Here is a 12,337-nt window from a genome sequence, read left to right on the forward strand (position 1 = left end):
AGGGAGCCCGAATCCGCGGCGTAATCGCCATTTGGTCGTCGAATAACACAATTGCGGTATTGGTACGGCGCACGCCCCGGGCCTAAGCTTCACGCACGCTGAACACCCCGTTCCACGCGTACTTCATAGCCACTGGCCCCTGGGCCGGTGGCTTTTTCTTTTGCCCCGGGCTGGCCTTCCCCAGCTAGACGCCGGCCTGCGCGGCCGCCCTGACCGTCGCCACGAAGTGATCGCGTGCGGGATGATCGGGCGCCTGCTTCCACACGCAATAGACCTCCGAAGGCACCGTGGCGTCGGCCAGCGGCCGGAACGCTGCCCCCGCCATGCCGGACCGCGCCATGGCTGCCGGCACCACGGCCACCCCCATGCCCTGCGACACCAGCGACACCACCGACAACCAGTGGCGCACCTCGTGCCGGATACGCGGATAGAAGCCATGTGCGGCGCACATGTCGAAGATGCGGCTGTAATAGTCGGGCGAGGCCTTGCGCGAAAACAGCACGAACGGCTCGCCGCGCAGGTCGGTCAGGGCCACCGTATCGCTGGCGGTCAGCCGGTGGTCGGCTGGCATGCAGCAGACGAACGGCTCGGCATGCGCCAGCGTGGCCGCCAGTTCATCGGGCACCCGGCTGGTGTGGACAAAGCCCGCATCGAGCTCGCCATGCAGCAGGGCGTCGATCTGTTCCTGCGAATTGAGTTCGGTCAGCGCCACGTGGATGCCCGGATAGCGGCGCTGGAATTCCTGCAGCCGCTGCGGCAACCCGCGATACAGCATCGACCCGACAAAGCCCACCCGCAGGCGGCCCACCGCGCCAGCCTCGATCTCGCGCGCCAGCAGCCGCGCCGATTCGGCCTGCGCCAGCAAGGCGATAGCCGATTCCTGAAATGCCCGGCCGGCGGCGGTCAGGCGCACGCCCCGACTGTCGCGCTCGAACAGACGGGCACCCACGGACGCTTCGAGCTGCTGGATATTGAGCGATAGCGGCGGCTGTGAAATCGACAGGCGCCGGGCGGCGCGGCCGAAGTGCAGTTCCTCGGCCAGTACGAGGAAGTAACGCAGGTGGCGGAATTCCATGGCGATACAAATTTTGTATTGATCAAGCCAATTTTAGAATTGGACGCGAATCGCTGGCCACCAAATAATGGATCCCAAACCATCCCGCCCGCCGTTCCGCAGGGCAGGGAGCAACGGAGACACCGCATGCCGACCAGCGCCACCCGCCCCGCCGCATCGCAACCCGCGCGAGATTCCCGGCCTGACGCACAGCCAGATGCCCATCCGGTGCCCGACCGCCATGGATCTAGCCTGTTCACGGCCGACCCCGACCTGCGGGCGCTGCTGCCGCTGTACCTGCCGGCCGACCTGTTCAATCACCTGCTGCCGCACCTGGAGCGCATGGGCGCGCTGGCCGGCGGCGTGCTAGACGAACTGGCCAACGTGGCCGACCACGCGCCGCCGACGCTGTCGCACCGGACGCGCACGGGGCTGGACGGCCAGCGCATCCACAAGCATCCGGCCTACGTCGAACTGGAACGCGTGGCGTTCTCGGAATTCGGCCTGGCCGCCGCGTCGCATCGTGGCGGAGTGCTGGGCTGGGACAAGCCGATGCCGCCGGCAGCCAAGTACGCGCTGACCTATCTGTTCGTGCAGGCCGAATTCGGCCTGTGCTGCCCGCTGTCGATGACCGATTCGCTGACGCGCACGCTGCGCAAGTTCGGCGCCCCGGCGCTGGTGGACCGATTCCTGCCGAACCTGACCACGCAGGTGTTCGACGACCTGTACCAGGGCGCGATGTTCATGACCGAACAGGGTGCCGGCTCCGATGTGGCCGCCACGGCCACGCGGGCGATCCGCGACGACAGCGCCGAAGGCGGCTGGCGGCTGGTGGGCGACAAGTGGTTCTGCTCCAACCCCGACGCCGCACTGGCCATGGTGCTGGCGCGCGTCGAAGAGGCCGATGGCACGGCCGTGGACGGCATCAAGGGCGTGTCGCTGTTTCTGCTGCCGCGCACGCTGGCCGATGGCAGCGCCAACCACTACCGCATCATCCGTCTCAAGGACAAGCTTGGCACGCGATCGATGGCCAGCGGCGAAATCCGTCTGGAAGGCGCGCACGCGCACCTGGTGGGCGAACTGGGCCGTGGCTTCGTGCAGATGGCCGACATGATCAACAACTCGCGGCTGTCCAATGGCGTGCGGGCGGCCGGCCTGATGCGCCGCGCGCTGACCGAGGGCCAGTTCATCGCCCGCGAGCGCCGCGCCTTTGGCAAGCGGCTGGCCGACATGCCGCTGATGCGCCGCCAGTTGCTCAAGCTCACGCTGCCCACCGAGCAGGCCCGCACGATGGTGTTCCAGACCGCCGAGGCGCTGCGCCGAGCCGACGCGGGCGAGGCCGACGCCTATCCGCTGATGCGCATCCTGACGCCGCTGATCAAGTTCCGCGCCTGCCGCGACGCCCGCAAGGTGACCGGCGATGCGATGGAGATTCGCGGCGGCTGCGGGTACATCGAGGAATGGAGCGATCCGCGCCTGGTGCGCGACGCCCATCTGGGATCGATCTGGGAAGGCACCAGCAATATCGTCGCACTCGACGTGCTGCGCGCCATCCGCCGCGAAGGCTCGCTGCCGGTGCTGCAGGCGCATCTGGCCGGTCTGCTGCAGGACACGCCGCTGCAGGCGCAGGCGCGCGACGTCTTTGCCGCGGCCATCGCCAACGCCGCCGGACTGGCCGCGCGGGCAGCCGATGCCGGTGCCGATGGCGACGTGCTGGCCCGCCAGGCCGCGTCGGCCCTGTACCACGTGACCAGTGCCGTCGCCATGGCCTGGGAAGCGGGCCGGATCGGCTCGGTGCGTCGCATGCGCCTGGCGCAACTGGTGCTCGTCCATCGCGTGCTGCCACAAGACCCGCTGGGCGGCGGCACCGAACCCGACTGGCTGGCCGATACCGTGGCCCCGCCCGCCGATGGCGTGGTGCGCGCCGCCGGTCCGGTCGATCAGGTCAACGTGTTCTGACGTTCCGCAGTCTGCTGTTCCTGAACGGGCGCGCGCCACCCACCCGAATCGCGCGCCCGATATAAAAAGCTTCACCGGAGACAACGCATCATGCCCCAATGGCACCGCCGCGCGGCCCTGGCCGCATTTGCCTCGATGGCCGCCTGCACACTGCTTGCAGCGGCCACCCCTGCCTTCGCGCAGAAGGATTTCCCGAGCAAGCCCATCATGCTGGTGGTGACCTACCCGCCTGGCGGCCCCACCGATGCGATGGCCCGCACGCTGGCCGCCGCGCTGAAGAACAGCCTGGGCCAGCCCGTGGTGGTGGAAAACCGCGCCGGTGCGGGCGGCAACATCGGTGCCGAGGTGGTGGCGCGGGCCGAGCCCGATGGCTACACGCTGATGTTCGGCACATCGGCGCCGCTGGCGATCAACGTGAGTCTGTATCGCAAGATCAACTACGACCCGGTCAAGAGCTTCACGCCGGTGATCCAGATTGGCCAGTTGCCCAATGTGCTGGTGGTGAATCCGGCCGTGCCGGCCAGGAACGTGCAGGAGCTGATTGCCTATGGCAAGGCGCATCCGGGCAAGCTTAGCTACGCGTCGTCGGGCAACGGGGCGTCGTCGCACCTGGCCGGCGTGCTGTTCAACAACCTGGCGGGCACCGACTTCCAGCACGTGCCGTACAAGGGCACCGGCCCCGCGCTGAACGATCTGCTGGGCGGGCAGGTGAGCATGACCTTCACCGACGTGCTGACCGCGCTGCCATTCATCAAGAGCGGCAAGGTGCGCGCGCTGGGCGTGACCACCAAGGGCCGCTCGCAGGCGCTGCCCGATGTGCCGACCGTGGCTGAACAGGGTGTTGCCGGGTTCGATGTTTCGGTATTCTTTGGCGTGGTGGCACCGGCGGGCACGCCCGCTGCCGTCATCGGCAAGCTGAACCATGCGTTCGCCGATGCGCTGCAGCAGCCCGAAGTCCGCAAGACGCTGCTGGCGCAGGGGCTGGAACTGGCGCCGTCCACGTCGCCGGAACAGCTGGGCAACTTCGTCAAGGCCGAGGTCGGCAAGTGGCGTACCGTCGTGCAGAAATCCGGCGCACAGCTGGACTGACATCACGACAACAGCATCACAAGGAAGAGACATGACGCCATCCCAAACCGGCACCAGCAGCAAGAGCAGCACGAGCGGCGCGCTGGCCGGCATCCGCGTAGTGGATTTGTCACGCATCCTGGGCGGCCCGTTCTGCGGGCAGATCCTGGGAGATCACGGCGCCGACGTGCTCAAGATCGAACCGCCGCAGGGCGACGACACGCGCACCTGGGGGCCGCCGTTCCGCGACGGCGTGGCGTCGTACTACTTCGGCCTGAACCGCAACAAGCGCGTGATGAAGCTGGACCTGAGCGCCGACGCCGACCGCGCGGTGCTGCTGGCCCTGCTGGCCGATGCCGATGTGCTGGTCGAGAATTTCAAGACCGGCACGATGGAGAAATGGGGGCTGGGCTACGACGCGCTGTCGCAGCGTTTTCCGCGCCTGGTGCATTGCCGCGTGTCGGGCTTCGGTGCCGATGGCCCGCTGGGCGGCCTGCCCGGCTACGACGCCGCCATCCAGGCGATGGCCGGCATCATGAGCATCAATGGCGAACCCGACCGCGACCCGCTGCGCGTGGGTTTGCCGGTGGTCGACATGGTGACGGGCCTGAACGCGGCGCTCGGCGTGCTGCTGGCGCTGCAGGAGCGCGAGCGCAGCGGGCGCGGACAGTTCGTCGAGGCGGCGCTGTATGACTCCGGCCTGTCGCTGCTGCATCCGCACGCGGCCAACTGGTTCATGAGCGGCAAGACGCCGGGCCGCACCGGCAACGCGCATCCCAACATCTACCCGTACGACACGGTGGCCACGGCGACCGATCCGATCTTCCTGGCGGTGGGCAACGACCGGCAGTTCCGTATCTTCTGCGAGCACATCGGCGTGGCGGAACTGGCCGACGACGAACGCTTTGCCACGGCCGGTGCGCGCTCGGTCAACCGGGCGCAGCTCAAGGGCACGCTGGAATCGAAGCTGGCCGCGTGGGACGGCAAGGCGCTGGCCGACGAACTGTCGGCGGCCGGCGTACCGTGCGCGCCCGTGCTGTCGGTGCCCGACGCGCTGACGCATCCGCACACCGCGCACCGCGAGATGGTGGTGGAAATGCCTGGCGGCTACAAGGGCCTGGGCGCCCCGGTCAAGCTGAGCCGCACGCCGGCCACGTACCGGTATGCGCCGCTGACGGAGGGTAATGCGTTCCTGCCGAGAGAAGCGGCGAACGATTGAGGTGGCTGTTGCTCCCCTCTCCCGCACAGCGGGAGAGGGTTGGGGGAGAGGGCCGGCAGTTCAAACAACGGCAAATCGCAATGTGAACCTCAACGCCCTCTCCCCCACCCCTCTCCCATAAATGGGCGAGGGGAGCGCATAACAAGCGGTGTCGCTCACCCCGGAATCATCCCCGTCAGCCAGTAAGCCTGGATCATCGTGATCACGCCCACGATGAACGCGAACAGCAGGCTGTGCTTGACCGTGAAGCGGAACAGCTCCGATTCCTTGCCGACCAGCCCGGTTGCCGCGCAGGCCACGGCGATCGACTGCGGCGAGATCATCTTGCCCGTCACGCCGCCCGTGGTGTTGGCGGCCACCAGCAGCGTGTCCGACACGCCGATCTGGTGCGCCGTGGTGTGCTGCAATGAGCAGAACAGCGCGTTCGACGACGTGTCCGAGCCGGTCAGGAACACGCCCAGCCAGCCCAGCAGCGGCGAGAAGAACGGGAACGCGGCGCCGGTACCGGCCAGCAGCAGCGCCAGCGTGGACGACATGCCCGAGTAGTTGGCCACGAAGGCAAATGCCAGCACCAGGCCGATCGACAGCACCGGGCGGCGCAGCTCCAGCAGCGTTTCGAAGAACGTGGCGATGGCGTCGCGCGGCCTCATGCGCAGCAGCGCCACCGAGATGACCGCCGTCAGCAGGATGGCGGTGCCCACGGCCGACAGCAGGTCGAGCTTCAGCACGGCCTCGTAAGGCTTGGGCGATGCCACGATTGGCGCGGCCTTGATGACGAGCTGGTCCAGCATCGGCACCTTGAACTTGAGCACCGAACCGGCCAGCGCCCCGTTGCCGGCAAACAGCGCCTTGAACGACGGCAGGCTCCACACCGTGACAATGGCCGTCAGGATGCCGAACGGCGCCCAGGCGCGAACGGTCTGGCCGAACGTGTAAGGCGACGGCTTGCGGTTCGACGGCGCACCGAGGCCGCCGCCAAAGCCGGCCATGGCCATCGTGCCGCCCGACATCGTGCCGGCGGACGCGCCACGTGCCGCCTGCGATGCCGAACGCGGCTGCCACACGCGCAGGAACGACGCCAGCGCGATCAGGCTGACCAGTGCGGACGTGATATCCGGCAGCTCGGGCCCGATGTGGTTCGACGTGAAGTACTGCGTCACCGCGAAGCTGCCGCCCACCACGAACGCGGCGGGCCACGTCTCGCGCACGCCCTTCCAGCCATCCATCATGAACACCAGCCAGAACGGCACGGCCAGCGACAGCAGCGGCAACTGGCGGCCGGCCATCGCGCCGATGTGCATTGGGTCGATGCCGGTGACCTGGCCGGCGACGATGATGGGGATGCCCATCGCGCCGAAGGCCACCGGCGCCGTGTTGGCGATCAGGCAGAGCCCGGCCGCGTACAGCGGGTTGAAGCCCAGGCCGACCAGCAGCGCGGCGGTAATGGCCACCGGCGCGCCAAAGCCGGCCGCGCCTTCCAGGAACGCGCCGAACGCGAAGCCGATCAGCAGCATCTGCAGGCGCTGGTCGTCGGTGATCGACAGCACCGACGCACGGATCACGTCGAACTGCCCGGTCTTCACGACGATCTTGTACAGGAACACCGCCGTGACGATGATCCAGGCGATGGGCCACAGCCCGTAGGCAAAGCCGAATCCGGCGGCGGCAAATGCCTGCTTCGCGGGCATGCCGTAGGCCAGGATCGCCACGGCCAGTGCCAGCGCCAGCGTGACGGCGGCCGCCACGTGGCCTTTCATGCGCAGCACGGCCAGCGCGACGAAGAAGAACAGGATGGGTACCGCCGCGGCGAGCGCGGACAGCCAGAGGCTGCCCAGCGGCGTATAGAGCTGGGTCCAGGGTTGCACGGGATGTCTCCTCGTTGGTGTTTGGGTTCTTGAATTCTTGTGGTGGTGGCGCGGGTGCCGACGCGGCTACCCGGGCTGGTTCCGTTCGGCCAGCAAATCCGACAGGCTCCTGGGCGCGGGCGTCAGCGGCTTGCGGTGCTGGGTCCATCCCATCTGCGCCACCGGCGTGAAGGCGCGCAGCCGCGTGGCGGCCCAGCGGAACACGCGGTAGGCGGCCGGATGCGCGAACGCCCCGCTCCAGAAGCGCCACACCAGGTGTTCGCGCCTGCTGTACTTGGCGCCCTGGCCCTTCAGCGGATGCGGCACGGCCTCGTCGGGGTTGCGGTTCGCTTCGGTACGCAGCCGCACCAGCAGTTGCGGAATCGGAATGCGCACCGGGCACACCTCGCCGCAGGCGCCGCACAGGCTCGATGCGGTCGGCAGGTCGGCCGTGGCGTCGAGACCCAGCAGGTGGGGCGAGATGATCTTGCCGATCGGGCCCGGATAGGTCGTGCCGTAGGCGTGGCCGCCGATGCGCGTATAGACCGGGCAATGGTTCATGCAGGCGCCGCAGCGGATGCACTGCAGCGTGGCGCGCAACTGCGCGTCGGCATAGGCCTGGCTGCGGCCGTTGTCGAGCAGCACCAGGTGCACTTCGCGCGGGCCATCCATCTGCCCGGGCTGGCGCGGGCCGGAGATCAGGTTGAAGTACGTGGTGATGGCCTGGCCCGTGGCCGAGCGCGTCAGCAGGCTCGACAGCGGCACGATATGCGCCAGGCTGGCCACTACCTTTTCCATGCCCATGACGGCCACGTGCACGTTGGGCACGGTGGTGGAAAGGCGGCCGTTGCCTTCGTTCTCCACCAGCCACAGCGTGCCGGTGTCGGCCGCCGCGAAGTTCACGCCCGACAGGCCGATGTCGGCTTCCACGAACGCCTGGCGCAACGCGCGCCGGCCGGTCTGGATCAGTGCGTCCACGTCTTCGGTGTAGGGCGTGTCCGGGATGTGCTGTTCGAACAGCGTGGCGATATCGGCCTTGGTCTTGTGGATCGCCGGCATGACGATGTGCGACGGCTTCTCGCCGGCCATCTGGACGATGTACTCGCCCATGTCCGATTCGATGCAGTCGATGCCGCGTTCGGCCAGGTAATGGTTCAGCTCCATTTCCTCGCTGGCCATCGACTTGCCCTTGATCACGCGCCTCGCGGCGTGGGTCTGGGCGATGCGATGGATGATCGCGTTGGCCTCGTCGGCCGTCTCGGCCCAATGGACCTGCACGCCGGCCCTGGTCAGGTTGGCTTCGAGCTGCGTCAGCAGGTCGGGCAGGTTGGCCAGCGCGTGCTGGCGCACCGCTTCGCCGAGGTCGCGCAGGTGTTCCAGCTCGTCCCCGTCGGGAAACTGCACGGCGCGCTTCTGCTGCAGGAAATCCATCGCGCCGCGAAAGCTCTGGCGCAGCTTGGGATCGTCCAGCGCCTCGCGCGCCCGGGCACGGAAGTCGGCGGTGGGAACGAAATGAAGGGTCTGCTGGCTCATTGTGCGGCGCCTCCGGCGTGATCGTTGACGATGACCACCCAGAGCTGGCGCGGGCCATGGGCGCCGTAGGCCAGCGTCTGCTGGATGTCGGAGGTCTTGGACGGGCCCGACACCATCACCAGGTTGGTGGGCATGCCATCGGTCCAGCGTTCGGCACGCACGGCGCTGTGCAGGTCGGGATGCAGCGTGGAGGCGTAGACCAGCGCGACATGGATCGGCGGCACCAGCGACATCGTGCGCGGCGACCCGGCATCGGGGGCCAGCACCAGCGTGCCGGTGGCGGCCAGGCCCGAGCGGACGACCGTGAAGCCGGCATCGACGGTATCGAACAGCTCGGCCTTCCATGCGTCGATCGGGCGGTCGAAATCCTGCGTGGCGATGCCGGCCGGCAGCGCCTGCGCCAAAGCGGCGCTTTCGGGGCGGGCGGTATCCAGCAGTAGCCGGCGCACACCTTCGGCGGCGAGCCGCGCCGCCACCCAGGCGGGCCAGTCGGGAGCGTTGCTACAGAACACCTCGGCATGCGACGCGCTTAACGCGGCCTGCATCGACGCGACCATGGCGTCAACCGATGGGCGCTCGCCGCGCCGGGTGTCGAAATGTGCGTCGATGCGGCGATCCAGCGCGGCGGTGTCCGTGGCCAGGGTCGATCCGGAAGTGGGCACGGCGGCGCGCAGACGGCCCAGCATGCGCTCGCGGGCGGTCATGGCGGTCATGCGGCACCTCCGGTACGGCGCCAGAGAAACGACGCCAGGTGCTCCACCGGCAGCGGTGCGCCCGCGTGGGCGGCGGCGTGGCCGATATTGAGCAGGCAGCCGCAGTCGGCGGACACGAGGCGGTCGCAGCCCGTGGCGCAGGCGGAAGCCACCTTGTCGCGCACCATGGCGCCAGAGATATCGGCGTGCTTGAGCGAGAACGTGCCGCCAAAGCCGCAGCACTCCGATTCCCGCACGTGCTCGACGCGGCTCACGCCCGGCAGCGCATCGAGCAGCGCCACGCCATGGGCGCGCGTACCCATTTCTCGCCGTGCGGCGCACGAGGTGTGCAGCACCACGCGTTCGTGATCGCCGGCCGGCACGTCGTCAAAGCGCACATGCAGCACATGGAGCAGGAATTCCGCCAGTTCGTAGACCCGGCCGGCGATGTCGCTGGCCAGCCGAGCCGCGTCCGGGTCATCGGCGAACAGTGTCGGCCAGTGGTGGCGCATCATGCCGCCGCACGACCCTGACGGCACGATGATCGGCCAGGGCTCGCGGAACAGTTCCAGCTGGGCGCGCGCCACCTTGCGGGCCTGCTCGGGATTGCCGCTGCTGTAGGCCGGCTGCCCGCAGCAGCTCTGGCCGCGGGGAAAGTGGACGGTCAGGCCTTCGCGCTCCAGCAGACGCACGGCGTCGAGGCCGGCTTGCGGAACGAACAGGTCGACGAGACAGGTGCCGAACAGATAGACCTGTTGCGGGGCGGTCGTGGGGTATTGCCTGGATTGCATTGTCTGCCTCCGGTATGGCGCCGGCGCGGGTGACGCGCTTTGCGGCATTTTTGAGCGCATAATTCCCGCTCCCGCGCCGGAGCACAAATTGGTTGGACCAATCCGGCCAGCGGGACAGGCAACAGGGGACTGGGAAGGGGATCGATGGGGGGCAGCGCACGCAACCGCGTGGAAGACATCATGCGCAGAATGGAGACCGCGTTGCTGGACGGCACGTGGCCCGTGGGCACCCGCCTGCCCGCCGAACGTGTGCTGGCCGAGCAGTACGCGGTGGCGCGCAACACGATCCGCGAGGCAATCCAGCGGCTGGCGGCGCGCGGGCTGCTGCAGAGCCGGCGCGGCGCCGGCGTATACGTCACCGATCAGCTGCGCACCGGCATTGCGTCGCCCTGGGGCCAGCTGGTGGCCGACCACCCGGCGCTGCGCGACGACATTCTGGAGTTCCGCCGGGTGCTGGAGGGCGCCACCGCCTACTTTGCCGCGCTGCGCGCCGACGCTGCCGATCTGAAGCGTATACGTGCCCTGCTCAAGGAGCTGGAGCGCGCGCGCAAGGCCGACGACAAGGGCGGCGAGGCCGATGCCGATGCGAAGCTGCACGACGCGATCGCACAGGCGTCGCACAACACCATGTTCCTGCACCTGCATACGAGTGTGATCGGCATGTTGCGCGAACACATCACGATCAACGGCACCGGCCTGCGCGAGGCCGACGGGGAATCGTCGGACCTGCTGCTGCGCCAGCACCGCACGCTATGCGAAGCCATCCTGGCGCGCCGGCCCGAAGAGGCGCGCACGGCCATGCAGACCCATATCGACTTCGTGCGTAGCAAGGTGGACGGCGAAAGCGCCTGAGCGGCGCCGCCGGGGCACGGCCGGGCGGCTTGCGCGCGCCGTTGGCCGTAATTGGTCGTACCAGTTGCTGCGTACCCGTTCCCAATGGAATCAGTGACTTGGCGCGGCGGGTTACACCAGCCCGGAATTCGTCAGCTCGCGCTTCGCGTAGGCGTAGAAGATCGGTCCGGCAATCACGCCGGGGATGCCGTACAGCGTTTCCATCACCAGCATCACGGTCAACAGCTCCCACGCGGCCGCCTGTATACGCGCGCCGATGATGCGGGCGTTCAGGAAGTATTCGAGCTTGTGGATCACCACGAGGAAGAACAGCGACACGACGGCGATCGGCAGCGACACCGACAGCGACGCGATCACGATGGCCGTGTTCGAGATCAGGTTGCCCAGCACCGGCAGCAGCCCGGCAACGAAGGTGATGGCCACCAGCGTCTTGGACAGCGGCAGGTGCTGGTGGAACAGCGGTAGCGCCACCAGCAGGTAGATCGATGTCAGGATGGTGTTGATCGACGAGATCTGGATCTGGGCGAAGATGAACTGGGCGAACGACTGCTGCAGCGTGCGCGCGCGGTCGATCAGCGCCCCGGCCAGCGGCCGACGGTTGGGCCGCGAAATGGCGCGGTACAGCGCGACCATGGCGCCGATGATCAGGCCCAGCAGGATATGCAGCAGGGTGCGGAGGATATCGGTGCCCAGCCGCTGCGCCATCTGGGCATGCTCGCGCATGGCGCCCAGCAGCGTGGTGACCAGTTCCTCGGTGCCGCTGGGCAGGTAATCGCTCAGCCAGGTGGGCAGCTGGGTCCGGGACTGGTCGATGATGTCGGCGGCATGGTCCAGCAGCCGCTCCACGGTGGCGCTGTCCACGTTCAGGAAATGCACCAGCGCCCAGATGCCGCCGGTCAGGGCCAGCACGATGATGGCGGAAAGGATGGCCACGGCCAGCGCATCGCGCCGGGAATGGGTCAGGCGGGGCGCCAGCACGTCGACCAGCGAATACAGCAGCAGCCCCGCCAGCAGCGCCGCCACCAGGTTGGCATGCATGACCAGCAGCAGCGCGCCGGCGGTCAGGACATAGGACACCGCCGTGACGTTGAACCCGCTTGGCGCCAGGCGCGGGCGGGCCGATGACGGGGAGGGCGGGGATGAGGACGTGGCGTCGTTCAGGGCGCCATGGTTGGCGCGGTCTTCCGGGTTTTCCAGCTGCGGCATGTCTCGGCTGAGCACGATTGAATTGGAATGAGTAGGCGGATTGTCGACGTGGTGCGTAACAATGGCAAGACAGCTTGCGCAGACAAGCGATCCTGCCCGCGCCGGGCGCGGAACTTGCG

General features: G+C 68.2%; 10 protein-coding genes. 4 read left to right on the top strand and 6 right to left on the bottom strand.

The features are described from left to right. Window positions 1–184: 184 nt before the first annotated feature. Window positions 185–1,075: a LysR family transcriptional regulator gene (locus D9X30_RS17960; RefSeq protein ID WP_153948656.1), complete on the bottom strand. Its 891-nt coding sequence runs from the start codon at window positions 1,073–1,075 to the stop codon at window positions 185–187. 126 nt (window positions 1,076–1,201) lie between these two features. Here D9X30_RS17960 and D9X30_RS17965 point away from each other — a divergent pair, with 126 nt between their 5' ends. The 3 genes from D9X30_RS17965 (at window position 1,202) to D9X30_RS17975 (ending at window position 5,300) form a co-directional block, all read left to right on the top strand. Beyond that, a complete protein-coding gene (locus tag D9X30_RS17965) occupies window positions 1,202–3,013 on the top strand; it encodes an acyl-CoA dehydrogenase family protein (RefSeq protein ID WP_153948655.1) in 1,812 nt (603 codons plus the stop codon). A 90-nt stretch (window positions 3,014–3,103) separates the two neighbouring features. Then, complete coding sequence (locus D9X30_RS17970; protein ID WP_153948654.1) at window positions 3,104–4,102, top strand: Bug family tripartite tricarboxylate transporter substrate binding protein; 999 nt, start codon at window positions 3,104–3,106, stop codon at window positions 4,100–4,102. Between the two features lie 31 nt (window positions 4,103–4,133). Next, complete coding sequence (locus tag D9X30_RS17975; RefSeq protein ID WP_153948653.1) at window positions 4,134–5,300, top strand: CaiB/BaiF CoA transferase family protein; 1,167 nt, start codon at window positions 4,134–4,136, stop codon at window positions 5,298–5,300. A gap of 155 nt (window positions 5,301–5,455) precedes the next feature. On the opposite strand, the gene D9X30_RS17980 is transcribed toward D9X30_RS17975, so the two are convergent. The 4 genes from D9X30_RS17980 to D9X30_RS17995 form a co-directional block, all read right to left on the bottom strand. Next, window positions 5,456–7,165 (bottom strand): lactate permease LctP family transporter, encoded by a 1,710-nt coding sequence (locus D9X30_RS17980; RefSeq protein WP_249640998.1) that lies wholly within the window; start codon window positions 7,163–7,165, stop codon window positions 5,456–5,458. Window positions 7,166–7,231: 66 nt separating this feature from the next. After that, the gene (locus D9X30_RS17985; protein ID WP_153948652.1) at window positions 7,232–8,677 is read right to left on the bottom strand and encodes a LutB/LldF family L-lactate oxidation iron-sulfur protein; all 1,446 of its coding nucleotides are present in this window, start codon (window positions 8,675–8,677) and stop codon (window positions 7,232–7,234) included. Beyond that, a complete protein-coding gene (locus tag D9X30_RS17990) occupies window positions 8,674–9,390 on the bottom strand; it encodes a LutC/YkgG family protein (RefSeq protein ID WP_153948651.1) in 717 nt (238 codons plus the stop codon). Before D9X30_RS17990 ends, D9X30_RS17985 begins: the two co-directional genes overlap by 4 nt. Beyond that, window positions 9,387–10,160, bottom strand: coding sequence for a (Fe-S)-binding protein (locus D9X30_RS17995; protein ID WP_153948650.1), 774 nt, complete (start codon window positions 10,158–10,160; stop codon window positions 9,387–9,389). The genes D9X30_RS17990 and D9X30_RS17995 overlap by 4 nt, the downstream gene beginning before the upstream one ends. A 180-nt stretch (window positions 10,161–10,340) precedes the next feature. Here D9X30_RS17995 and D9X30_RS18000 point away from each other — a divergent pair, with 180 nt between their 5' ends. Next, a complete protein-coding gene (locus D9X30_RS18000) occupies window positions 10,341–11,012 on the top strand; it encodes a FadR/GntR family transcriptional regulator (RefSeq protein ID WP_502799648.1) in 672 nt (223 codons plus the stop codon). Between the two features lie 111 nt (window positions 11,013–11,123). On the opposite strand, the gene D9X30_RS18005 is transcribed toward D9X30_RS18000, so the two are convergent. Beyond that, complete coding sequence (locus tag D9X30_RS18005; protein ID WP_228770977.1) at window positions 11,124–12,218, bottom strand: AI-2E family transporter; 1,095 nt, start codon at window positions 12,216–12,218, stop codon at window positions 11,124–11,126. Between the last annotated feature and the right edge of the window lie 119 nt (window positions 12,219–12,337).

It is taken from the genome of Cupriavidus sp. U2, assembly GCF_009663685.2.
GTDB lineage: Bacteria > Pseudomonadota > Gammaproteobacteria > Burkholderiales > Burkholderiaceae > Cupriavidus > Cupriavidus necator_C.